The 23,168-nt window shown below is 62.3% G+C and carries 25 protein-coding genes; 8 read left to right on the top strand and 17 right to left on the bottom strand.

Going from position 1 to position 23,168, the window contains the following annotated elements; translation table 11 throughout:
* From ybaK to T281_RS06760, 7 genes are all read right to left on the bottom strand, one after another.
* Positions 1 to 473: Cys-tRNA(Pro) deacylase (ybaK, locus tag T281_RS06730; protein WP_037236187.1), on the bottom strand; the 473-nt coding region annotated here is incomplete at its 3' end.
* 82 nt (positions 474 to 555) lie between these two features.
* Complete coding sequence (locus T281_RS06735; protein ID WP_037236190.1) at positions 556 to 849, bottom strand: YciI family protein; 294 nt, start codon at positions 847 to 849, stop codon at positions 556 to 558.
* 89 nt (positions 850 to 938) lie between these two features.
* The gene (locus T281_RS06740; protein WP_013421034.1) at positions 939 to 1,175 is read right to left on the bottom strand and encodes a hypothetical protein; all 237 of its coding nucleotides are present in this window, start codon (positions 1,173 to 1,175) and stop codon (positions 939 to 941) included.
* Positions 1,176 to 1,367: 192 nt separating this feature from the next.
* Positions 1,368 to 3,422, bottom strand: coding sequence for an excinuclease ABC subunit UvrC (gene uvrC / locus T281_RS06745; protein WP_037236194.1), 2,055 nt, complete (start codon positions 3,420 to 3,422; stop codon positions 1,368 to 1,370).
* A gap of 5 nt (positions 3,423 to 3,427) precedes the next feature.
* Positions 3,428 to 4,174 carry an SDR family oxidoreductase gene (locus T281_RS06750; RefSeq protein WP_037236242.1) on the bottom strand — a complete coding sequence of 249 codons (747 nt, stop codon included), beginning with the start codon at positions 4,172 to 4,174 and terminating at the stop codon, positions 3,428 to 3,430.
* 524 nt (positions 4,175 to 4,698) lie between these two features.
* Positions 4,699 to 5,850, bottom strand: a complete 1,152-nt coding sequence (ribA, locus tag T281_RS06755) for a GTP cyclohydrolase II RibA (RefSeq protein WP_037236196.1) — start codon at positions 5,848 to 5,850, stop codon at positions 4,699 to 4,701.
* 387 nt (positions 5,851 to 6,237) lie between these two features.
* Positions 6,238 to 7,062 carry an undecaprenyl-diphosphate phosphatase gene (locus tag T281_RS06760; protein ID WP_037236199.1) on the bottom strand — a complete coding sequence of 275 codons (825 nt, stop codon included), beginning with the start codon at positions 7,060 to 7,062 and terminating at the stop codon, positions 6,238 to 6,240.
* Positions 7,063 to 7,145: 83 nt separating this feature from the next.
* Between T281_RS06760 and T281_RS06765 the strand changes: the two genes are divergently transcribed.
* Both T281_RS06765 and T281_RS06770 read left to right on the top strand, forming a co-directional pair.
* On the top strand, positions 7,146 to 7,733 hold the full coding sequence (locus T281_RS06765) for a molybdopterin-binding protein (protein WP_155955141.1): 588 nt from the start codon (positions 7,146 to 7,148) through the stop codon (positions 7,731 to 7,733).
* A gap of 58 nt (positions 7,734 to 7,791) precedes the next feature.
* Positions 7,792 to 8,667, top strand: a complete 876-nt coding sequence (locus tag T281_RS06770; RefSeq protein ID WP_037236245.1) for an S-methyl-5'-thioadenosine phosphorylase — start codon at positions 7,792 to 7,794, stop codon at positions 8,665 to 8,667.
* Positions 8,668 to 8,735: 68 nt separating this feature from the next.
* Here T281_RS06770 and T281_RS06775 read toward each other — a convergent pair whose 3' ends face one another.
* The gene (locus T281_RS06775) at positions 8,736 to 9,410 is read right to left on the bottom strand and encodes an HdeD family acid-resistance protein (RefSeq protein WP_052037199.1); all 675 of its coding nucleotides are present in this window, start codon (positions 9,408 to 9,410) and stop codon (positions 8,736 to 8,738) included.
* Between the two features lie 250 nt (positions 9,411 to 9,660).
* Here T281_RS06775 and T281_RS06780 point away from each other — a divergent pair, with 250 nt between their 5' ends.
* Entirely contained in the window at positions 9,661 to 10,503 is an 843-nt protein-coding gene (locus T281_RS06780; protein ID WP_037236205.1) for a 23S rRNA (adenine(2030)-N(6))-methyltransferase RlmJ, read from the top strand.
* 14 nt (positions 10,504 to 10,517) lie between these two features.
* Here T281_RS06780 and T281_RS17560 read toward each other — a convergent pair whose 3' ends face one another.
* Both T281_RS17560 and T281_RS06790 read right to left on the bottom strand, forming a co-directional pair.
* Complete coding sequence (locus T281_RS17560) at positions 10,518 to 11,003, bottom strand: bactofilin family protein (RefSeq protein ID WP_013421024.1); 486 nt, start codon at positions 11,001 to 11,003, stop codon at positions 10,518 to 10,520.
* A 222-nt stretch (positions 11,004 to 11,225) separates the two neighbouring features.
* On the bottom strand, positions 11,226 to 12,251 hold the full coding sequence (locus tag T281_RS06790) for an aspartate-semialdehyde dehydrogenase (protein WP_037236208.1): 1,026 nt from the start codon (positions 12,249 to 12,251) through the stop codon (positions 11,226 to 11,228).
* A gap of 278 nt (positions 12,252 to 12,529) precedes the next feature.
* On the opposite strand from T281_RS06790, the gene T281_RS06795 reads away from it, so the two are divergent.
* The 3 genes from T281_RS06795 to pqqB all read left to right on the top strand — a co-directional run bounded on the left by T281_RS06795 (position 12,530) and on the right by pqqB (position 14,636).
* Entirely contained in the window at positions 12,530 to 13,417 is an 888-nt protein-coding gene (locus T281_RS06795; RefSeq protein ID WP_013421022.1) for a 2Fe-2S iron-sulfur cluster-binding protein, read from the top strand.
* Positions 13,418 to 13,609: 192 nt separating this feature from the next.
* Positions 13,610 to 13,720 (top strand): pyrroloquinoline quinone precursor peptide PqqA, encoded by a 111-nt coding sequence (gene pqqA, locus T281_RS06800; protein WP_037236211.1) that lies wholly within the window; start codon positions 13,610 to 13,612, stop codon positions 13,718 to 13,720.
* Between the two features lie 7 nt (positions 13,721 to 13,727).
* Entirely contained in the window at positions 13,728 to 14,636 is a 909-nt protein-coding gene (gene pqqB / locus T281_RS06805) for a pyrroloquinoline quinone biosynthesis protein PqqB (protein WP_037236214.1), read from the top strand.
* Between the two features lie 87 nt (positions 14,637 to 14,723).
* On the opposite strand, the gene T281_RS06810 is transcribed toward pqqB, so the two are convergent.
* The 3 genes from T281_RS06810 to trxB form a co-directional block, all read right to left on the bottom strand.
* Positions 14,724 to 15,362, bottom strand: coding sequence for a DUF937 domain-containing protein (locus T281_RS06810; protein ID WP_037236218.1), 639 nt, complete (start codon positions 15,360 to 15,362; stop codon positions 14,724 to 14,726).
* A 299-nt stretch (positions 15,363 to 15,661) separates the two neighbouring features.
* The gene (locus tag T281_RS06815; protein WP_037236220.1) at positions 15,662 to 16,552 is read right to left on the bottom strand and encodes a LysR family transcriptional regulator; all 891 of its coding nucleotides are present in this window, start codon (positions 16,550 to 16,552) and stop codon (positions 15,662 to 15,664) included.
* Between the two features lie 36 nt (positions 16,553 to 16,588).
* On the bottom strand, positions 16,589 to 17,551 hold the full coding sequence (trxB, locus tag T281_RS06820; protein ID WP_037236222.1) for a thioredoxin-disulfide reductase: 963 nt from the start codon (positions 17,549 to 17,551) through the stop codon (positions 16,589 to 16,591).
* A gap of 229 nt (positions 17,552 to 17,780) precedes the next feature.
* On the opposite strand from trxB, the gene T281_RS06825 reads away from it, so the two are divergent.
* The gene (locus tag T281_RS06825) at positions 17,781 to 18,281 is read left to right on the top strand and encodes an Lrp/AsnC family transcriptional regulator (protein ID WP_052037200.1); all 501 of its coding nucleotides are present in this window, start codon (positions 17,781 to 17,783) and stop codon (positions 18,279 to 18,281) included.
* A 429-nt stretch (positions 18,282 to 18,710) separates the two neighbouring features.
* Entirely contained in the window at positions 18,711 to 18,965 is a 255-nt protein-coding gene (locus T281_RS18195; RefSeq protein ID WP_081796652.1) for a YjhX family toxin, read from the top strand.
* A 149-nt stretch (positions 18,966 to 19,114) separates the two neighbouring features.
* Here the strand turns inward: T281_RS18195 and T281_RS06830 are convergent, their stop codons facing one another.
* The 4 genes from T281_RS06830 to greA form a co-directional block, all read right to left on the bottom strand.
* Positions 19,115 to 20,554 (bottom strand): sulfate adenylyltransferase subunit 1, encoded by a 1,440-nt coding sequence (locus T281_RS06830; RefSeq protein WP_245269175.1) that lies wholly within the window; start codon positions 20,552 to 20,554, stop codon positions 19,115 to 19,117.
* A 74-nt stretch (positions 20,555 to 20,628) separates the two neighbouring features.
* On the bottom strand, positions 20,629 to 21,534 hold the full coding sequence (gene cysD / locus T281_RS06835) for a sulfate adenylyltransferase subunit CysD (protein ID WP_037236227.1): 906 nt from the start codon (positions 21,532 to 21,534) through the stop codon (positions 20,629 to 20,631).
* A 25-nt stretch (positions 21,535 to 21,559) separates the two neighbouring features.
* Positions 21,560 to 22,387 (bottom strand): phosphoadenylyl-sulfate reductase, encoded by an 828-nt coding sequence (locus T281_RS06840; RefSeq protein ID WP_338053299.1) that lies wholly within the window; start codon positions 22,385 to 22,387, stop codon positions 21,560 to 21,562.
* A 247-nt stretch (positions 22,388 to 22,634) separates the two neighbouring features.
* The gene (gene greA / locus T281_RS06845; RefSeq protein ID WP_037236233.1) at positions 22,635 to 23,114 is read right to left on the bottom strand and encodes a transcription elongation factor GreA; all 480 of its coding nucleotides are present in this window, start codon (positions 23,112 to 23,114) and stop codon (positions 22,635 to 22,637) included.
* Positions 23,115 to 23,168: the final 54 nt, after the last annotated feature.

A 23,168-nucleotide genomic window follows, 5' to 3' on the forward strand; every position in this document is an offset into this window, starting at 1 on the left:
TAAGTCACCAGCGGCGCAACGACAGCGTTCAGCACCTTCGCTGCATCGTGCGGGGCAAGCCGCACCTGCAATCCGCGCTGGCCTCCATTGATAAAAATGAGGTCGTGCATCATCGCCTGCTCTTCGATGGCGGCGGCAAGCTTCCTCATCTGACCGAACGGACTGATGCCGCCGACCTTGTAGCCCGAGATACGCTCTGCATCCGCTGGCTTCATCATGTGCGCCGACTTGCCACCAAACGCGGCCGCGAGTTTCTTCATCGACACCTCGTGGTCAGAGGGCACGATCACGAGAACCGCCTTGTCGTCGACGAGCGCCATCAGCGTCTTGAGCACGCGCGCGGGCATCTCGTCGAGGGCCGCCGCCGCCTGCATGCCGATCCGGTCGGCGTTGGGATCGTATTCGTAGGTGTGCACGGTGAAGGCGATCCCGGCCTTCTCAAGCATCTTCGTCGCACGCGTCGATTTCGACATCAGAGCCCTCACATGGGCGCCACGGTCGCTCGCCTGAATTTTTTCCGCCGCGCCGTCATGTCTTGAACTCGACCGCTTCGCGTCAGACAATGTCCTTCAACGCGTCTACGGTCATGCTCGCCTGGAACGGAATGATTTCGACCTTGGCAAGGCCCAGCCGCTGAAACGGGTCTTCGCTCAGCCGCGATTCGATCGCTTCAAGGCTATCTCCGCGCGCCAGAATTACGCCGCCGGTGCGTGGAATGCGACGCCCCGAGGCGAGGAACACGCCGTCTTCGTACCCCTTGCGCAGCCATGCGACGTGCGCCTGCATCTGCGCATCGATTTCCTCGACGGGCCGGACATAGGTCAGAACGGCTACATAGATCGTGCTCATTGCTATCTCCGGGACGCGAACTCACCTCGCGGCGCCTGAAAATCAAGGCTTCCTCGTTGGGAAACCTTGATCCTCTTTGGGGGACGAAATTAGTCGATAACCTTCTTGCAAGCGGAGCTGAGTTCCTTCCGCTTGGACTTCAGGCAAGCGACGATCTTGTCTTCCTGCGGCGGCATCACAAACTCGGCGCAGAGGCGATAAACGTCGGGCTTGCACGCTTCTTGCTCGTCCTTCGAGCCTCGGTGGCCGCTATATTGAGCCATCGCATCCACGCTCATCATCAAGAACGCCGCCGCCACGACTGCGCACACTGCATTCCGCATCATAAAATTCTCCCTCTAAAGTTCTGTTGAAGCGGCAACTGGTCGCCTATGACGCCGCACCTCGCAAAGCTAAGTGATTCGTCAAACGCGCGCCGCTTCTCCCGAAGTTCTGGCATGCTTCGCTGCGTTTTGCGTCTTGAGTGAGGCGCTTTCCCACCAAAAGCGCGTGAAGGATTTGCCGTTGCGGCGAAACACTTATTTGCGGTCGGTGTACCAGTCGTAGATCTGCTGGGCCATGGCGGCGCTGATCCCGTCGACCGCCCGGAGGTCGGATAATCCGGCGCGGCTGACGGCCTTCGCGGAGCCGAAATGTTTCAGTAGCGCGCGCTTTCGCGTCGGCCCGATGCCGGGAATGCCGTCGAGTTCGTTCTCCGTCATGGCCTTCTTCCGCTTCGCGCGATGCGAGCCAATGGCGAAGCGGTGCGCCTCGTCGCGAAGTCGCTGCACGAAGTAGAGCACCGGATCGTTGAGCGGAAGCGAGAACGGCGGCTTGTCCGGCATGAAGAAGCGCTCGCGGCCGGCGTTCCGGTCCGGCCCCTTGGCGATGCCCGCGATGGCGAGGCCATGCAGCCCGAGTTCGGCCAGCACCTCGCGCGCGGCGGAAAGCTGGCCCGCGCCGCCATCGATCAGCAGGAGATCCGGCCACGCGCCAAGATCGCCGCCTTGCGCAGCCGCATCGCCGTTTTCCTCCTCGGTGTATTCCTCTTCCACGGGCGGAGAGAGCGACGAGGTCTCAGCCGCCACTGTCTCAGCCGCCGCGACCGCCTCCGGCGCGGCATCGCTCACCGCGCTTTCACCCGCCGGCAGGCCGTGCTCTTTCAGAAGGCGCTTGAACCGACGCGTTAGCACCTCGCGCATCATGCCGAAATCGTCGCCGGGTGTAAGGTCGGCGGCGCGTATGTTGAACTTGCGGTAGTGGCTCTTCGCGAAACCTTCCGGCCCCGCCACGATCATGCCGCCGACTGCGTTCGTGCCCATGATGTGCGAGTTGTCGTAAACCTCGATGCGACGCGGCACCCGTTCGAGGCCGAAAACCTGCGCAACGCCCGCGAGCAGCCGCGCATTGCTCGTCGTCTCCGCGAGCTTGCGGCCGAGGGCCTCGCGCGCGTTCTGATGCGCATAGTCGACAAGCTCGCGCTTCTCGCCCCGCCTCGGCGTCACCACATCGACCTTGCGGCCGAGCTTCGTGGATAGCGCCTCCGAGATGAGCGACTGCTCCGGCACCTCCTCGGAGAGGAACACGCAGCGCGGCACGAGCTTGTCGTCGTAAAATTGCGAGATGAACGAGCCGAGCACCTCGGCGGGCGAAAGGCTTTTGTCCGCGCGCGGAAAATACGCGCGGTTGCCCCAATTCTGGCCGCTGCGGAAGAAAAAAACCTCAATGCAGCTCTGGCCGCCCTGCTGCGCGATGGCGAAAACGTCCGCTTCATCGACGCCCTTCGGGTTGATGCCCTGATGCGCCTGCACATGCGCCAGCGCCCAAAGCCGGTTGCGGTATTTCGCGGCGCGCTCGAACTCCAGCGCTTCGGCCGCCTCCTCCATCAACGTGTTGAGCTTGCGCTGCACGGCATCCGTCTTGCCGGACAGGAACGCCGTCGCCTCGTCCACCAGCTTCGCATAGTCGTCGAGCGGGATTTCGCGCGTGCATGGCCCGGCGCAGCGCTTGATCTGGAACAGGAGGCAGGGCCGCGTGCGGCTGTCATAGACGCTGTCGGCGCAGGTGCGCAGCAGGAACGCGCGCTGAAGCGTGTTGATCGTGCGGTTCACCGCGCCCGCGCTGGCGAACGGGCCGAAATAGTCGCCCTTGACGGTGCGCGCGCCGCGATGCTTGGCGATCTGCGCCGCTTCCTGATCGCGCCGGATGACGATGTAGGGGAACGACTTGTCGTCGCGGAACGACACATTGTAGCGCGGCTTGAAGCGCTTGATGAGATTCGCTTCGAGAAGCAGCGCCTCCGCTTCGGTCCGCGTGTTGACGAACTCCATCGTCGCCGTCGCGCGAATCATCGCGGCGATGCGGTTCGTGTGACCGCCCATGCGCGTGTAATTCTGCACGCGGTTCTTGAGGTTCCGCGCCTTGCCGACATAGATCACCTCGCCCGCGAGATCCACCATGCGGTAGACCCCGGGGCCGGGGCCGAGATTCTTCACGTAGCGGTGGATGACCTGCGGGCCTGTGTCGGGCGCGCTCGCGGCGTCTTCGGGCGCGAGGTCTGACTCGACTTCGATTGTGTCCTCAATGTCGGGCATGCCCGTTATGTAACGCGGATGTCCAGCGTTTGCCACATCAGATGCTGACCGCCGTCGACGGCGATGGTCTGGCCGGTGATGGACGGCTGGTCGAGGATGAACCCGACCGCGCGCGCGATCTCGTCCGGTCTCGCGCCACGGCCAAGCGGCATCGCGGCCTCTTCGCGGGCGAACTCGTCCTCGCTCTGGTGGATGCTCTTCAGCGTCGGCCCCGGCGCGACGGCGTTGACGCGGATGCGCGGCGCGAGCGCCTGCGCCATGGTTTTTGTGGCGGCGTGGAGCGCGGCCTTGCTGACGGTATAGGAGAAGAACTGCGGGTTTGGCCGCAACACGCGCTGATCGAGGATGTTGATGATAGCGCCAGCCATTCCCGCCGGAAGCTGCGCGGCGAAAGCCTGCGCGAGAAAGATCGGCGCTTCCAGGTTGACTGCCATGTGACGCCGCCAACTTTCGGGCGTCAGAGCGGTCAAACTGTCGTCGGCGAAGGCCGAGGCGTTGTTGACGAGGCACGTAACGGGGCCGAGCGCCGCGCTTCTGTGGATAAGCTGTGCAACGTCTGCGAGAGATTCCAGCTCCGCCTGAAACGCCACCGCCTTGCCGCCGGCCGCCGTGATCGCGGCCACCGTGTCATCCGCATCCGGCTTTGACTTATGATATTGAATAGCAACGCAAAATCTGCGAGATGCAAGGTGTAGTGCGATCGCCCTTCCGATGCGCACGGCCCCTCCGGTGATCAGCGCAACATCCGCCATCAACCCCTCACTATGTGTCCATTCTACAACTTTTAGGCGAATCCACCAAAAGGACGCGTAAAAGTAGTTGCGTCGAGGCGTCGCTCGCTATAGTTGTGTTTCTAACGAGGCAAGAGAGTAACGCGAACTTGTAGCTCAGCCGGTTAACAAGATCGATAGCTCAACTCATTGGAGAGCATGCTCTCGTGTTTCGTTAGTGATCCTTGTCTATCCATGCCCAAGGATAGCTTAGATCATTTCCCTCTCAAGTGCCCAGAAGGCCGGACCCCTGCCCCACCCGGGTCCGGCCAACTTTATTTTAAGCTTCACACAACTTCAAGCTGAGATCGCGCTGGACCAGTCGCTTGGCCACAGCTTTCTGTTAATCGACGCAATCAGAGCGTGCGACGGGCGAGCGAAGCCTGCGCGGTCGCGATTCGTTGCCAGTGCGCAAAGCGCGCTGATCCGGGCGCTTCCCTTTGCAAGACACATCGACTTTACGTTGTCGCCGCAACTTTGCGTCGAGCCGATTAACGCAGGCCGATCTAGGGATGCCGCGCGGGCGACAGCGGATGCTCGCCGCTATCGAAGGTGTCGAGCCCGGCGTCGCCGAGGAGATGGCCTGCCTTGTCGCGCTTTGCCGCGAGATATTTCACATTTTGCGCCGTCGGCCGCGTCAAGACACGGTGCGTGGACAGGACATTGAGCCCGCCATCGCGCAGTGCCTTGATCTTGAGCGGGTTATTCGTCATCAGCCGCACGGACGTGAAGCCCAGCAGCCTCAGCATGTCCGCCGCGAAATCGAAACGGCGCTGATCCTGCCCGAAGCCCAGAAGCTCGTCGGCGTCATAGGTGTCGAAGCCCTGATCCTGAAGCCGGTAAGCGCGGATCTTGTTAGCGATGCCGTTGCCGCGCCCTTCCTGATCGAGGTAGAGCACCGCGCCGCCACCCTCTTCGGCCATGGCCCGCACCGTGCCGCGAAGCTGCTCGCCGCAGTCGCATTTGAGGCTGCCGAACAGGTCGCCGGTGAGGCAGGCGGAGTGGATGCGCGCGGACACCGGCTTGCCCGGCGTCGGATTGCCCACGAGGATCGCAATCTGATCGCGGAAGCCGTCGCCGCCGCGAAACACGACGAACTCGCAGCTTCCGGCACCTTCGAGGGGCACGAGGGCGCGCGATACGATCTTGAGCGCCTTGGCCTCGCGGTCGCGAAAGCCGAAAACATCCTCGGCGTCGACGGTCAGGAGCGGCAGGGCGTCCCGCGCGCTCGCCCCCGCGTCCGCAACGAGCACAGCGGGCAGCAGAAGCGCAAGGTTCGAAAGCGCAAGCCCGGCCACCTCGGCGCGGTCGGCCGCGCGAAAACTTTCATTCGCGGCCGCTGTCACACGCTCGTCACGGCCGAAATACGCGTCGAGCGCCTCCATCGTGAAAGGCTCCAGCGTGAGCGCCGCAACCGGCCTGATCCATTTGCCCGCCGCTAGAATCTTTTCGCCCGGCACGATTACGCGCGGCTTGCCGTCGCCGCGCTGCAAAAAGGCCATCGCGGCCTCGGTCGCGCCATCGACCGGAAACGCGATGAGAGCAGTACTTCCCGACCGGATCGCCACCGGGCGCGCCGCGCGAAATTCCGCTATCGCGCGTTCAACCGCGATCTGCCGGGCGTCGCCGAAAGGAGAAGAGGCATTAGCGCTTTCCATGGCCTATCCTGTTCAAGCCGTCGAATTCGCGGACGCACTGTCCGCGCATTCCGAACGGAAGCAAACCAAGCCGCACACGAAGTGCGGAGGCGTATGATGGTGAATGGGAACCCTGCGTCGGATTCCGCACGCAAGGCTCGTCTGCACGATTTCGATTGGCGTGCCCCGTAAGTAAAGGTCGCCCTTCCGACCCAAAAGCGCAAGCGTTCCGAATCGGGCGCCGCAGCCCCGCTGCCGAACCGGGCCGGTGGCTGAACGATGCCTGCGAGCGCGGGCTCTGGTTCTGTCGAGTGTCATGCAACAGTGTTACATAGGTGGCATTGCCTCGCTTTGGAAGCTTTGCCTTGAGGCGTCACGTTTTTTTTACGAGCGCGGTTTACGCCTGTTTTACCCTGCGCCGTTTGAAGGCCACGCGTTGAAAACGTAGATCACCGCGAGAATGAAGGTGCCGAACGCGATGCGGTAATACGCAAAGGGCGCGAAGCCGATGCGCGTCACGATGGCGAGGAACGGCTTGACGACCAGCATGGCGGCGATGAAGGCGGCGAAAAAGCCAACGGCGATCACGCCCGCGTCGCCGGACGAAAGCTCGTGCCGGTTCTTGATGGCGTCGTAGGCGAAGGCGCCGGTCATGGTCGGGATCGACAGGAAGAACGAGAACTCCGCCGCCGCGCGCCGCTCAAGCCCGAGAAGTAGCCCTGCTATTATGGTCGCGCCCGAGCGGGATACGCCAGGAACGAGCGCCAGCGCCTGACCGCAGCCGACGAGGAAACTCGTCTTGAGCGGCACATTGTCCGCGTGCGTGTAGAGCACGCGCTTTTGCGTTTCCTCGGCGATGAGGATCACGATCCCGCCGACGATAAGGGCGACCGCCACAACGACCGGCGAGAAGAGCACGGACTTGATGAAGCCGTGGAGCGTCGCGCCCAGCACGAGCGCGGGCAGGAACGCGACGAGAATCGACAGCGCGAATCGTCGCGCCGCCGGGTCTGTCGGGAGGCCGAACAAGGTGCCGAAAAGCTTTCGGAAGTAGAGAAAGATCAGCGCGACGATGGCGCCGAGCTGGATCATCACCTCGAACGTCTTGCCGGGGGGCCCCTTGAACCCAAGAAGTTCCCCGAAGACGATCAAATGACCTGTTGAGGAGACGGGCAAAAACTCGGTCAGCCCCTCTATGACGCCTAGAACTGCCGCTTGAAGATAAATATCCACCTTGTGGCCCCGCTTGTCCCACCGCGAAGCGGTTTAGGCGCGCGGCGTTGGTGGCGCAACCCCGGATGCACAGGAGAACACGCATGTTCGCAAGGAATTTTACCCGGCGGGGCACCATGGCCGCACTCGCGGGCGGCGCGGCCGCCCTCGCCACACAGAGCGGAAGCGCCGTTGCCGCACCTGCCGCGCCCGCCGGACTGGTGGTGCTTACGGTGGGCGGCCTCGTCGGTGCGCCGAACCGCCCGCCTTTGGAGCAGAAGCGCGACCGCCTGTTTTACAGCAACAACATCGACTTCAAGGAGGCGCGCGCCTTTTCCTACGGCGATCTCCTCCAGTTTTCGCAAACCATTGTGACAGGCCTCGATGAAGCGGGCATCGCCCACGTCTACAAGGGGCCGCTGCTTCACGAGGTGCTGGCAACCGCCTTGCCGCTTGCCGAGGCGAAGACGGCGCGCCTCTCCGCGCTCGACGGTTTCGCGGCCGAACTCTCGCTCGAAACGGTCTATTCGCAGCGCTGGGTCCTCGCGCTCGAATCGGACGGCAATGCCTTCGACCTCGGTGGTTTCGGCCCGATCTATCTCGTGCGCGAACTTCCGGCGGGCATGAAAAGGACGGAGGAGGAAGAGGCGCGCTGGGTTTTCGCCCTTTATTATATCGAGCTAATGGCTTGACATCCTGACTTCAGCTTTGAAGATGCGCCAATTCAATTTGGCGCTGCTGGAGCGGGACATGACGAAGTCGTTTCTTGGCATTATCGGCGGATCGGGGCTGTACGATCTGCCGGGACTGGAAAACAAACGCGAGGTGAAGGTGCCTTCACCGTGGGGCGAGCCGTCCTCCGACGTGCATCTCGGCGAGATCAGCGGCCTTTCCGTCGCGTTTCTGCCGCGTCACGGCGAGGGCCACGTTCAGTCGCCGTCGTCCATCAACTACCGCGCGAACATCGACGTTCTGAAGCGCATCGGCGTGACCGACCTGATTTCCGTTTCGGCCTGCGGTTCGTTCAAGGAAGAGCTGCCGCCCGGACATTTCGTGCTGGTGGACCAGTTCATCGACCGCACTTTCGCGCGCGAAAAGTCGTTCTTCGGTGAAGGCTGCGTCGCGCATGTGCCGATGGCCGACCCCGTAAGCCCACGCCTCGCCGACCAGATCGAGGCGGCGGCGAAGGCCGAAGGCATCGCTCATACGCGCGGCGGCACCTATCTCGTGATGGAAGGTCCGCAGTTTTCGACGCGCGCCGAGTCCTACATGTACAAGGCCTGGGGATGCAGCGTCATCGGCATGACGAACATGCCTGAGGCGAAGCTCGCCCGCGAAGCCGAGCTTTGCTACGCCACCATCGCCATGGTGACGGACTTCGACTGCTGGCACGAAGAGCACGAAGACGTCGACATGACGGCGATCATCCGCATCATGAAGGACAATTCCGAGAAGGCGAGCCGTCTGGTGGCGCGCATCGCCGCCGACTTCCCGCGCGAGCATGTGCCTTGCCCCGTCGGCTCCGACCGAGCGCTTGAACATGCCATCGTCACGTCGCGGGATGCGCGCGATCCGGCGCTGCTTACGAAGCTCGACGCCGTCGCCGGGCGCGTGCTGAACAAATAGCTCATGACAAGGAACGGGTGGGCAGTCGTTTCCGACGTGCCCACCCGTTTCAAGCGACGCTTCAAATCTTACACAGGCCGATGCGCGCCAGCATCGGGGAGCGTCTCATCCGCCCCGCGTTCGCGCGCGCCGAGCGCCGCGAAGATCAGGCCGAAGCCGGTCAGCAGCAGTTCGATGCCGACGAACAGGCCGAGCACCCACAGGCCGGTCGAAGGCCAGCCGGCGATCACGAGCGCGGCGATCACGAAATCCACCAGCGCGACGAACAGCAGAAGGATCCACCGCCCCGTATCAGGCTTGATCGAGAAGGCGAAAGCGATCGTTCCGATTCCGTGTGCGATGAAGTAAGCCGTCATCACAAGCGTGAGCGAAAGCGAGCCCTGAACAGGAAACAGCGCGAGCACAAGGCCGAGAATCGCCATCAGCGCCGAAAGCAAGATGTGCCATACATAACCCGGCGCGCGCGGCGAGCGGATGGTCGAGATGGCCGAGAAGACGCCCGCGAAGAACAGGAGCCAGCCGACAAAAGCCGCCACCGCGATGGAAGCGAGCACCGGCACGGCAATGGCTGCCGCGCCGAGCAGCACGAGCAGGACGCCTTCCGCCGTGAACCACTTCCAGTGTTCACGGAGGCCTTTTTGCACAACGGCCTCCAGCTCTTTCTCGACGGCTTCGAATTTCTTCGGGTCGAACCCCTGCGAGCGGTCGGGGCCAGAGCGGTCTGGAATGCTGGGGGAAGCCATGGGCAACTCCTTCGGTTCGGGACGGATGCACGCTTGCTCGATCGGTCTGACAAAAGCTGGGAGGTGGGTTCCTCGGTCCGAGAGGCAGCGCCCCCTCTGGACGCCTGTCGCATTAGCAGGCACCATCCCGTTTTAGATCGTGCGCCGTTTCGGTAGGCTTGCGTGAAACTGAACAAATCGACCGATCCATCGGCTTTCGACACGTCGGACCGACGACGCGCGAAACGCCAACAGCAACAGCCCGACATTCATGAATTATCGCCACGTCTTTCATGCCGGAAACTTCGCGGATGTGATCAAGCACGCCGTGCTCGCCTTCTGCGTCGACTACCTTTTGCGGAAGGAAAGCCCGCTCTGTCTGATCGATGCGCATGGCGGCGCGGGGCTTTACGATCTTCGCTCGGAAGAGGCGGAGAAAACGGGCGAGTGGGCGCGCGGCGTCGGAGCGGTCATGCAAGCCGCTACTGGCGGTGCGGCGGATGGCGCGGCGGAGGCGCTGGAGCCCTATCTGCGGCTCGTGCGCGAAGATGTCGCGGATGGTTTCTATCCCGGCTCGCCGCTCCTGCTCGCGCGGCGGCTTCGTCCGCAGGACAGGCTGATCGCGAACGAACTGCACGAGTCCACCCGCGGCGCGCTGCGTGGCACGCTGGCCGAATTTCCGGGTGTGCGCGTAACCGGCACCGATGCCTATGAGTGTATCCGCGCGACGATCCCGCCGAAGGAGCGGCGCGGTCTCGTGCTGATCGACCCGCCCTTCGAGGAGAAGGACGAGTTCGAAACGCTCATCAGGCAGATGCGCGAATGGAAGAAGCGCTGGGCGACCGGCGTTTTCCTGCTCTGGTACCCGATCAAGGCGGTTTCGCCACTCGGCGCGCTCAAGGCGGAAGCGGCGGCGCGCGGCCTGCCGCGTACCTGGTGCGTCGAAACGCTGATCTATCCGCGTGGCCGCGCGCTAAGCCTCAATGGCTGCGGGCTGATCCTGTTCAATGCGCCCTACAGCGTGCCGGAAGCCGTTGAGGCCGCCCTACCGGCATTCGCCGACGCGATGCGCCTGCACGAGACGCACACGGCGTGGCTCGTGCCCGGCGCGTGAAGCGCGGCCTAAGATCAATAACCGCCGTCGTTGCTGGAGGCAAAGACGTCGCTGTTCGAGGCGTTCAGATCGAGCACGGCCTCGCCCTGCGTCTTCGCCGGAGCGATAGGCTCGTCGAAAGAGCGTTCGTCCTCGGTCCAGCGCAGCGTGCCGTCGTAGCGCGTGCCCATTTCGATGCCGATGCCCTGATGGAAGATGTCGCCTTCGACCTTCGCGGAGGACTGCAACATCACGCGACGGCCGCGAATGGTGCCGTTCACCTTGCCCTGCACGGTGACTTCCTGATTGGCGATGATGCCGCCATTCACGCGGCCGTTCGCCGTCACGATGAGCGAGGTGCAATAGATGTTGCCCTCGATGACGCCGTCGAGCGTTACGCTGCCCGTGGAAGTCACGTCGCCGATGATCGTGAGATCGTTCGAAATATTGGAATCGCCGGTGGAGTGCACGCTGCGGCTCGGCGTGACGGGCGAATAAGTCGGGGCAAACGGTGTCGCCATGGGTGACCTTCAAGCGTGACGAGTGGCGTTGATCCAGAGCGGATGCCGGCTGCGCTTTCGCTGCCGTTCCGCCTGTCTAGCCGGTCATTCCGGACATTTGCAAGGCAAAGCTTCGCCGATTTTAATAAAGCGTTAAGCGCTTGCTCCGTCGCCGACGCGGATCGCGAGCGCGCATGAAAACGGCCGGGCGAAACCCGGCCGTAATCGGTATCGGGAACGAACTTACGCCCGCTTCTCGATAAGCCCGCGATTGATGAGCAGCTCCGCGATCTGCACTGTGTTGAGCGCCGCGCCCTTGCGGAGATTGTCCGACACAACCCACAGCGAAAGGCCGTTTTCCACCGTCGGATCTTCGCGGATACGGCTGACATAGGTGGCGAAGTCGCCCACGCATTCGACCGGCGTGATGTAGCCGCCGTCCTCGCGCTTGTCGATGACGAGCACGCCCGGCGCTTCACGAAGGATGTTCCGCGCCTCCTGCGCCGAGATCGGGTTCTCGAACTCGATATTCACCGCCTCGGAGTGGCCGACGAACACCGGCACGCGCACGCAAGTGGCGACGAGTTTGATCTTCGGATCGAGGATCTTCTTCGTCTCGACGACCATCTTCCACTCTTCCTTGGTGAAGCCGTCATCAAGGAAAACGTCGATATGCGGGATCACGTTGAACGCGATCTGCTTGGTGAAGACCTCGGGCGTGGGCGCGTCGGTGACGTAGATGCCCTTCGTCTGGTTCCACAGCTCGTCCATCGCTTCCTTGCCCGCGCCGGACACGGATTGGTAGGTGTCAACCACGACGCGCTTGATCTTGGCGGCATCGTGCAGCGGCTTCAGCGCCACGACGAGCTGCGCGGTCGAACAGTTCGGGTTCGCGATGATGTTCTTCTTGCGGAAGCCCGCGACCGCGTCGGCGTTTACCTCGGGCACGATCAGCGGCACGTCCATGTCGTAACGCCACGCGCTTGAATTATCGATGACGACGCAGCCGGTGCGCGCGATCTTCGGCGCCCACTCCTTCGAGACATCGCCGCCTGCGGACAAAAGCGCGAAATCGCAGCGCGAGAAGTCGAACGTCGCCAGATCCTGGCATTTGAGCGTCTTGTCGCCGAACGAAACTTCCATGCCGACCGAGCGGCGCGACGCAATCGCGAAAACCTCTTTGACGGGGAATTCGCGCTCGTCGAGGATGTTCATCATTTCGCGGCCCACATTGCCCGTGGCGCCGACGACGGCGACGTTATAGCTCATAATTTCATCCTTTTTAGAGGTGCGCGGAATGTATGCGCGCTTTGCCCTCGTGAAAAGAGTTTTTGCAACGTCGCCATTTTCTCGCCGATCTGAATTGCCCCCTTTTTCAGCAAGTTGAGCAGAAGATAAGCATAATGTTGGCGGCAGCAAAAAAATGTCCGCGCGACAAACGCCACGGTTTCGGTAAATTTACACTTAGTGTAATTTCAGACCTCGCAAGGTCGGGCAATCCGGCAACGAACAGCAGTCTCGTGCTCCGGCGCGAAAAAGGAGATACCATGGCGAACATTACATTTTCTTCCCCGAGCCTGGCGAAAGACGTCACCGTCTACGCTGTAGCGGGCGACCGGGGGACCATTCTCGCCGTTGCCAAGGAGCACAAGATCCCCATCCCGTTCGACTGCCAGGACGGCGAATGCGGCTCGTGCCTCATCGAGGTAAAGCAGCTCGACGCGCAACGCACCCACGCCATCTCGCTCACCGAGAAGGAGAAGGAGCAGCTCCGTCAGCTCGGCAAGATCACGGCCGAGGAAATCAAGAACGCCGAGACCAGCGACGTGGCGCCGCGCTTCCGCCTGGCATGCCAGTACATCGTGCGCGACGAGGACATCATCGTGTCGTTCGTTGGCGACGAAACCATCCCGGCTAAAGGCCCGGCTGTCACAAAGGCGGCGCGCGTCTACAAGGGCGGCACCGAGATCCGCAGCCTCGATGAATTCTTCGGCTACGCGGTGAAGGTCGAGGAAGACGCGGCCATTCATTACGACCAGCTGTCGAAGTCCATGACGGATGTCGGAAACACCGAAGTCGCCGAACTCTTCGCCAAGCTGGCCGAATTCTCGCGCCTGCATCTGGCCGAAGCGCAAAAGCGCGCGGGCACCATCGACCCGAGCCTGCATATCCCCGCGGACTACGTCTGGCCGGACTATGTGACGCCGGAGCGCACCGCGCTTTGGGCTGGCGATCCGACGCTTTCGCGTCTCGACGCGCTGAAGGCGGCCCTTCAGGGCGAGAAGCGCGGCTACGAGTTCTATTACGCGGTGGCGCACGTGTCGAAAGACCCGGCTATCGTCGCCGAAGCGAAGGAATTCGTGAAGGAAGAGGCCGAGCACGTCGCGCAACTCGAAAAGTGGATCGCCCGCGAGGAATATGCTCGCAAGGGCTGAACGCCTCCGCATCCGCACGCCAATCGGGAGCGCCGCCACCAGCGGCGCTCTTTTTTTCGACGACGCCGCAGCTTGGGCGCGCGCGCAAGCTGTCAAGTTGTGTACATGTGCCTTTCAGGGCTTTCGCGTGTTCTCCGCCTGTCGACTGTAAACAGCGACTCATGCCCTGATGGGCCTACCGATGGAGGACACATGAAGGTCTGGTCAAAACCAGTCGTCACCGCAGTCGAGGCCGGTTTCGAAGTGACGCGATATCTTCCCTCGACGCTGGACGTCGCTGCGAAGCGCGCCTGCCCGAAGTAGGCCGGGCGTGTTCGTCAAGGTGCTCGGATCGGCGGCTGGCGGCGGCTTCCCACAGTGGAACTGCAACGCCCGCGTTTCCCGCCTCGCATGGGACGATCCGGCGCTTCGGCGAACTCAGTCGAGCCTCGCCGTTTCGCCGGACGGTGAACGCTTCGTCATTGTGAACACGTCTCCCGACCTGCGCACGCAAATCCTCGATAACCGCGAATTGTGGCCCCGTCGCCGGGGCTCGGCTCGCAATTCACCCATTGAGGCGCTTTTCCTCACTAATGCCGATGTCGATGCCATCGCCGGGCTGCTCACTTTGCGGGAACGCCAGCGGCTGCGGCTGTATGCGTCGGAAGCGGTGCTCGCGACCATCGGCGATGACCGCATTTTCGACGTGTTGGCGCTGGATCTCGTGGAGCGTATCGCCGTTGTGCCGGGCGAAAAGGTGACGCCGCTCGACGGGCTGACGTTCGAGCCTTTCGCCGTGCCCGGCAAGATCCCGCTCTACCGCGAGCGGCCGGACGAGGCTCCCGAAACGGGCGTGATGTCGGGTGAAACCATAGGCCTTCGCATTTCAGACCGCGAAGGAGGAACGCTTTTTTATATTCCGGGTTGCGCGTCCATCAACAAGGACCTGCTGGACCGTGTTGATGGCGCGGCCTGTCTTTTCTTCGACGGCACCGTTTACAACGACGGCGAACTCCGCGATGCGGATGTTGGGGAGAAGACGGGCCGTCGCATGGGGCATGCGCCCATCATGGGGCCGGGCGGCTCACTCAACGCGTTCGCCCCCGCGAAGATCCAGCGCAAGATCTACATTCACATCAACACCACGAACCCCATCCTCGACCCCAACAGCGCCGCCGCGATGACGGTGCGCGAAGCGGGCTGGGAAATCGCCGCCGATGGCATGAGCTTTACGCTTTAGGCACGGGACCGCAGGCTTCGAGCCAGATCAAGCTGAAACCTGAACGTTTTCGATGTTGGCGCAGAAACAGCCGAAAGGCTCAAGTGCTTACGCCGACTCGAACAACCCGCGCGTCGCGCCTGCCGGAGCTTTCGCCGGCTGTTGGGCGGGTTGCGTCACGCCGAAGAACGAGAAAAGCCGCCGCCTGCGACCGTCGCGCTCCTGCTTCTCCTGTTTGCGGAGATGCTGCGCGAGCGCCATGAACGGATTGGCGACGGCGCGGTCGTCGGTTTCGCCCTTCGCGACGCGATGCAAGATGACGCCCAGCGGCCGCCGCGTGCGAACCTCCACCGCACCCATCACCATGACGGCGATGACCGGAAACAGGCGCCGCAGCGTCGCGGCATCGACCGGCAGCACGCGCGCGCGATTTTCGACGATCTTCTGAAGGCGCGCCTCGCGTTCGAAAAGGAAGTCGAGGACGCGCTGGCCTTCCTTCGAAACCTGCGGATGTCCGAAAATGCGCGGATCGTCAAGGAAGCGGTCGTAGCGGCGCGAGCCGAGCAACTCGAGGATCGAAATCAACCCGCCCGGCGTCTGTGCCTGCTTCTCGATGGCCTTCGAGATCGGTGGAATGAAGTAGCGCACGGTTTGCGCCATGATCTCGTCGCTGAAGCCGAACACCTGCCCCATATTGCTGAACGCCCGCGAATTCTGAGCGCCTGCAATGATATGAAAAAGCTTCATGGCTCGCCTCGTACAGCCTGACCCACCCCGAGGAAACGTTCCTTCGGGTTTCGAAAATTGCTCTACGCAGGACTGCCATCGCTCGCATCGCGGGAAGCGACGCGAATCAACGCTACTAACAAAGTGTAAAGGATCGCGGCCGGTGGAGCGAAGACCGTGCAAGGCGCCGTTCGTGGAGTGCAGTCTAATCGACCACATCTGTTGCGGGAAAGCCTCAGTTGTGCCGACAAGGGCGGGCGAGCGGTTGAGGTTTTCACCTCACACCCGCGCGGGCCCCGTTTGATGGCGACGTGTCTGCGCTAGAACGACCACTCGCGAGACTTCTCGACGAGGAAGTCGCGGAAGGCGTTGACGCGCTTCGTGTCCTTGAGGTCGGCGGGATAAACGAAGTAGGTGTCGAAGATGGGCATCTCGGCCTCTTCGAGCACGTTGACGAGCCGAGGATGATCTTTCGCGAGATAGTCCGGCAACACCGCGATGCCGACGCCTTGCAGCACGGCTTCGCGCAGCGCGAGAAGGCTGTTGATGCGCACGGACGGATCGCGCAGGTCGCGGCCATCGCGGCCCGCAGTTTCCAGCCAGTTCATCTCCTTGAAGGGGCTGGGCAACACGCCGCCATAGGTCAGGATGCGGTGGCGGTCCAGGTCTTCCAGATTGCGCGGCCGTCCGTTCCTTTTCACATAGTCGACCGAGGCGTAGACGTGGAAATGCACGGTGAACAGCTTGCGCCGGACGAAATCCTGCTGCGACGGCGGCCCGAACCAGATGGCGACATCGGCCTCGCGCATGGTGAGGTTCAGCGTCTCGTCGTCAAGGATGAGCTGAAGCTGGATGTCGGGATAGAGCTTCATGAACTCGTTGAGGCGCGGGGTGAGCCAGCCCGTGCCGAGCGCCATGGTGGTCGTCACCTTCAACTGGCCGTTGGGCTTGCCCCTGCTGTCCGCGAGGAGAATCTGCGTCGTGGCGAGTTTCGAGAAAACTTCCTGCGCCGTCCGATAGAGCAACTCGCCCTGTTCGGTGAGGACCAGCCCGCGCGCATGGCGGTGGAACAGCGGCACGTTGAGATCGCGTTCGAGCGATGCGATATGCCGGCTCACGGCCGACTGGCTGATCGCCAGCGTTTCGCCCGCATGCGTGAAGCTGCCAGCCTCCGCAGCGGCATGAAAAATCCTGAGCTTGTCCCAATCCATGCGGAGTGCCGGGCCTTTTTATGCGCGATGTCGGCGTTACTCTGCCGCTTGCGCCAGTGTTTCCAAACTCGCGAGGTAACGCTCTGCGTCGAGCGCCGCCATGCATCCCATCCCCGCTGCGGTAACGGCCTGACGGTAGATGTCGTCCGTCACGTCGCCCGCCGCAAAGACGCCCGCAACATTCGTGGCGGTCGACTTCGCCGCCGTGACGAGATACCCGCCGGACGTCGTATCGAGCTGTCCTTTGAATATTTCTGTCGCAGGAGCATGGCCTATGGCGATGAATATTCCATCCATCGGCAACAGCGTTGCCTCGCCTGTTACCGTATCGCGAAGCCGCGCGCCTGTCACCGCCTTGGGGTTGTCATTACCCACAACCTCGTCGACAACGGTGTTCCAGAGCACCTTCACTTTCGGGTTCGAAAACAAGCGGTTCTGAAGAATCTTCTCGGCGCGGAAAGAATCGCGGCGATGGGCCACGGTGACGCTCTTCGCGAATTTCGTGAGGAACAGCGCTTCCTCGACCGCCGTGTTGCCGCCGCCGATCACGAGCACATCCTTGCCGCGATAGAAGAAGCCGTCGCACGTCGCGCAGGCGGACACGCCGTAGCCGCGATAATGCTGCTCGCTCGGGATGCCGAGCCAGCGGGCCTGTGCGCCGGTCGATATGATGACGGACTCGGCGCGATAGGCGGTGCCGCTGTCGCCGTTGAGCACGAGCGGCAGGCGCGAAAAGTCGACCGACGTAATCAGATCCTGAACGATCTCCGCGCCGACATGCAGCGCCTGCGCGCGCATCTGCTCCATGAGCCACGGCCCCTGGATCGGCTCGGCGAAGCCCGGATAGTTCTCCACCTCGGTGGTCGTGGTGAGCTGGCCCCCGGGCTGCATGCCCTCGATCAGCAGCGGCTTCAGCATCGCACGCGCCGCATAGATCGCCGCAGTGTATCCCGCAGGACCCGACCCGACGATGACAACCCTGTGATGACGTGCCGCCATTGCAAGCTCATCCCTTCTGAATTAGCATTTCGCATCGCAAAATAGGCGCTGGTGCGTCTGCTGCCAAGGCGATTCGGTCAAGCCCGTGGTCGCGGGTGTCAACATCGAAACCGCTGTTGACTTTTTTCGCTGCTGCGCCAACGTCGCGATCAAGAACTGTTGCGTTGCAACAGAGCGGCCACCACATATCTTGCTGGGCGGGATTGGCCAACAGCCCGAGGGAATCCCAATGGCGTCGGTGCGAACACTGGATGACTCGACCATTCCAACAAAACTCGATGCGACCGATTGGAAGATCCTTGCCGAGTTGCAGCGGGACGGTCGCATAACCAATGTCGAACTGGCAGCGCGTGTCGGCCTTTCCGCACCGCCGTGTCTCAGGCGCGTGCGGGAGCTTGAACGCTCGGGCATCATCGCCGGTTATCACGCCGTTTTCAATCTCCCCCGTCTCGGCTTTCACCTGACGGCCTTCGCTTTCGTGCGGCTCGAAAGCCAGTCCGAGGCCGATCTGTCTGCCTTCGAGGCCCGCATTCGCCAATGGGAGATTGTGCGGGAGGCGTTCATGCTCTCGGGCGATACCGACTTCCTGCTGAAATGCGTCGCGCCCGATCTCGTGACCTTCCAGAACTTCATTATCCGGGAACTGACCGCCGCGCCGAATGTGAGCTCCGTGAAGACCTCCTTCACGATCAAGACGGCGAAGAGTGAGCCCGGCGCCGCGATCGAATAGGCGCAAGCGGCGGCGTATGCGATCTCGCGTTCGCCCTGTGCATCCAACTTCCAACTGCATGCATTCCCAAAAGAATGGCACCTGCTGACCATGCGGATTCACTTTGCGTGACGACAATGCACCACGCAGGGAGCAAATCACCGCACCGAATTGACTTCGACGCATCTCGGAGTAATCATTCAAGCTTCTACAGCATCGTACCGTTCAGACGCGGCGCGACGCTGGAGATTTTCGTTGTCGGTTAGCTTCTCTGCGTCAAAATCGAGTGCGGTTTAACGCAGGCTGATCTGATGGAGGCTGGATGCTGGAGATTGTCATAGACCGCTGACTGTTCGCGCTGAAGCGAACACCACGCGCTTGCTGAAAAGTCAGGCTGCTTTTGCAGTCGTGGCACGGTGAGCTATTGCGGTCTTTGCATCGAGTCTCCCAATGAATATCTCGAAATACGAGCAGCGGACGCTGCACGCCTTGGCACAAGGCGGATATATTCGTCATGTCCGAAACGGCAAATCCATAATCTTCGCCGAGTGCATCACCCGCGACGGGTATCGTCTTGTCGATTGCTCACTCGCCGTCTTCAATAAACTGCGTCGCCGCGGCCTGATACGGTCCTCGGCCGGTGGTCCCTATCGGATCTCCCCGTTAGGGCTGTCCGCCGTTCGCTCGCAAGCGGACAATCGTTAGATCAGGCCACTTGATAGACAACAGCAACTTGCAACGTCGCGCCGCGTCGGATTGCGGCGCAGCGTTGTAGGAAGACAAGCGTCCTTCTCGCTCGGAGCCCGGGCGAGAAGCTCGATTGCGTTCTCTCAGCCATGACAGGCGGCCCTTGCCTAAGCCGCAAACTCCACCGGGACGCCGGCCGCGCGCAGTATGATCGCAACCTCGTTCGCGCGGCGGCGGAACTCGCCGTCTGTATCATCCGCATTGGCAAGGTCGGAGCACAGGCCGCGCCACAACAATTCGCTCGACAGCAGGAACGCGCCCTTGTCGGCCGCAACACCCGCGCTCACCTCGCGGATGACGCCGCCCGCCACAGCCGCGCCCGTCACCGCATCGACCAGCACGAACGCGCCGGTGCCGCGATGGTCCGTGAAGCGGTCGGCGGCGATGGCCCGCGCGAGATCGATGCGCGCCTCCGCGATGCCGTTCGGCTCAAGCGTAGCGGCCGCGTTCAGTTCCAACGTGTCGAGATCGAGGCGGCCAAGGATCTTCAACGAGACCACCGGAACCATGTCCGTGGCCGTCCGCAGCAGATAGCCCTGCGTGTTGGAGTACGGCTCGTTCGCAAGCCAGACGATGCGTGCTTCAAGCCTGCGCCCGGTCCGCACCTCGCCCTTTTCGGTTGTCAGCACGCTGCCACGGCTCACATCGATATGATCGGCAAGCTCGATCACCACCGATTGACCGCTGCGCGCCGCTTCGAGGTCGCCGTCCATCGTGCGGATGCTGGCGATGGTGCTCGAACGGCCGGAAAGCGCGTCGGACACGGCATCGCCGACATTGATAGTGCCCGCCGTGATGCGGCCTCCAAAGCCGCGAAAGCCCTTGCCGTCGCGCAGCACGATTTGCACCGGCATGCGGAACGACTCATGCGCGTTGTCCGCACGGGAGCCGACCGTTTCGAGGTGTTCGACGAACGTCGGGCCCTTGTACCAGCTCATGGCCTGCGAGCGCGTCGCTACGTTGTCACCGTTCAGCGCCGAAACCGGGATCGCGATCCACGACAGCCTCGGGAAGCGCGCGACGGAGCTTACGAAGTCGTCGACGATGGCGTCGAAGCGCTCCTTGTCCCAGCCGATCAGGTCCATCTTGTTGACCGCGAGCACGACCTTGCGAACGCCCGCGAGGTCGAGGATCGCGAGATGGCGGCGCGTCTGCCGTTTGATGCCCGCCTGCGCGTCGACGAGCAGCACCGCGACGTCGGCATGCGACGCGCCCGTCGCCATGTTGCGCGTATATTGCTCGTGGCCGGGCGAGTCGATGATGACAACGCGGCGATGCGGCGTGTCGAAATAGTGCCACGCGATGTCGATGGTGATGCCCTGCTCCTGCTCGGCGACGAGGCCGTCGACGAGGCGGCTGAAGTCGGGGCGGCTCGCGCCGTGGAGGCTTGCCGTCTCCTTGAGGAGCTTTTCGCGTTGATCGTCGTAAAGCGGCGAGGCATCCCACAAAAGGCGGCCGATAAGCGTGGACTTGCCGTCATCCACGGAACCGCAGGTGAGAAGGCGGACGATGCCGTTCAATTCCGGGGCAGTCTTGCGCTCAGTCACGGGAGGCTTCCTGTAGGCTTCGTTTTCTGACGCTGGTTCGGCGCCTGCAAATGCATCGGATGTGTCAAAGCGCATCAGAAGTATCCTTCTTCCTTCTTGCGCTCCATTGCGCCGACTGTGTCGTGGTCGATGAGGCGGCCTTGCCGCTCGGAATTGCGCGCGGCCAGCGTTTCGCTGAGCACAGCGTCGATATCCGAGGCGTCGGACTTGTCGGCGGCAGTGACCGGCCAGCAACCGAGTGTGCGGAAACGGACCTTGATCGGACGCGGCGTCTCGCCTGGCTTCAGGAACGGACGGTCGTCACCGATGACGAAAACCTGTCCGTCGCGCTCAATCGCGGGGCGCTCCTTCGCGAAGTACAGCGGCACGACATCGAGCTTCTCGCGGGCGACGTAGCGCCATACGTCCTTTTCGGTCCAGTTCGACAGCGGGAAAATGCGCATCGTCTCGCCCTGCCCGAGGCGGCCGTTGAGGATGTTCCACATCTCGGGGCGCTGCTTGCGCGGGTCCCAGCGGTAGCCGGCCGAGCGCAGCGAGAACACGCGTTCCTTCGCGCGGGAGGCTTCCTCGTCGCGGCGCGCGCCGCCGATGGCCGCGTCGAAGCCGTATTTGTCGAGCGCCTGACGGAGCGCCACCGTCTTCATCACGTCGGTATAAACAGACGGCGAATAATCGACCGGGTTGATGTTGCGGGCGACGCCGTCCTCGTTGATGTGCACGAGAAGATCGAGGCCGAAGCGCTCGGCTGTGCGGTCGCGAAACTCGATCACTTCCTTGAACTCCCACGTCGTATCGACATGGAGGAGCGGAAAGGGCGGCTTCTGCGGCCAGAACGCCTTGCGCGCGAGGTGAAGAAGCGCGGTCGAGTCCTTGCCCGCCGAATAAAGGAAGACGAGCTTTTTGAACTGCGCGGCGGACTCGCGGAGAATCGCGATGCTTTCCGCTTCGAGCAGGTCGAGATGGGATAGGGGTTTGGTCATGGGGTGGAAGGTCTCTCGAAGCGAATTAAAAATTTCTCGAACCGCCGGGACGGTTATGCAGGCCGCATTCCTTGCGGTTTTCGTCTTCCCACCACCAGCGACCTGCCCGGATGTCTTCTCCCGGCTCGATGGCGCGTGTGCAGGGCTGACAGCCGATGGACGGGAAGCCGTGCGCATGGAGAGCATTCACGGGCACGTTGTGCTCGGCGATGTAGGCTTCCACCTGTTCGAGCGTCCAATCCGCGATCGGGTTGAGCTTGATGAGATTCTGCTGGGCATCGAACGCCGCGAAAGGCGTCTCGCCCCGCGTCGTGGACTGCTCGCGGCGAACGCCCGTCACCCACCCGGCCGCGCCGTCGAGCGCGCGCTGGAGGGGCAGAACCTTGCGGGCATGGCAGCACGCCTTGCGCTGCTCGACCGAATAGCGAAAGCCGAAAATGCCGTCCCGCGCGACAAGTTCCTCCACGTCGCCCGCATCTGGAAAGACGACGCGGATGCGCGTGCCGAGAACGCGCTCGCTGCGCGAAAGGACGTCGTAGGTCTCAGGAAACTGCCTGCCGGTGTCGAGGGTGAAGACTTCGATCCGCGATTGTGCCTTGGCGATGGCGTGAAGGAGAACCTGATCCTCCAACCCGAGACTTGTCGAAAAGAGAACGCGGCCGGCAATTGTATTTTCTATTGCTTGCAGGCGTGAGGACAGGTTTTCCGCCTCCGCCAGCGCCTCGTTCAATGTTTTCGCAAGATATGCTAGATCGGAAGAACGATCCAATTCTCGTACGACTGCGTTCATAGTCTCGTAAGCGCTTTCCCGCTGAGGCGTTTGCCCAAAGCCTCTAGATATGCGCGTTAACATACACGGAAAAGTCGGTGACGGACGCTTGCGCTCGAAATAAAGATCGAATTGCGCGGTGCATCGCGCTGAAAGAAAATTTCCCTAAAAGCGGTAATTTGGGTGGCGCTTTGTCCTACAAAACCGCTTTAGAGTGAAAGTCTACCAAATCGCTCAAAAAAGCGTTGGCGGGGGCATAAAAAAGCCGCCGTAAACGGCGGCTTTGCTGGTGCGGAGGATATCTCCGTTTGTGTCCGGTGAAGCTTGCGGCTCAGCCGAGAAATGCGACTTTCAAAATCTCGTAAGACTTCGCGCCGCGTGGCGTGTTCACCTCGACCGAATCGCCCGCCTTCTTGCCGATGAGCGCGCGCGCGATCGGCGAACCGATGGAAACCTTCCCGTTGCGGACATCGGCTTCGAGATCGCCGACGATCTGATATTTCACCTCTTCCTCGGTGTCCTCGTCGACGAGCGTCACCGTCGCGCCAAACTTCACGGTCTCGCCGGAAAGCTTGGAGATGTCGATCACCTCGGCGCGGCTGAGCTTGTCCTCAAGATCGGCGACCTTCGCCTCGTTCATGCCCTGCGCTTCCTTCGCGGCATGATATTCCGCATTTTCGGACAGGTCGCCATGCGACCGCGCCTCTGCGATTGCCTTGATGATGCGCTGCCGCTCGACGCTCCTCAAAATTCTAAGCTCGGCCTCAAGCGCTGCATGCCCCTGGGCAGTCATCGGCACTTTTTCGCTCATCCCCAATTCTCCCCAGGTCCGGAGAAAGTCCCCCCGGAACCGTTCATCCATCTG

The organism is Rhodomicrobium udaipurense JA643 (assembly GCF_000636015.1).
Taxonomy (GTDB): Bacteria; Pseudomonadota; Alphaproteobacteria; order Rhizobiales; family Rhodomicrobiaceae; genus Rhodomicrobium; species Rhodomicrobium udaipurense.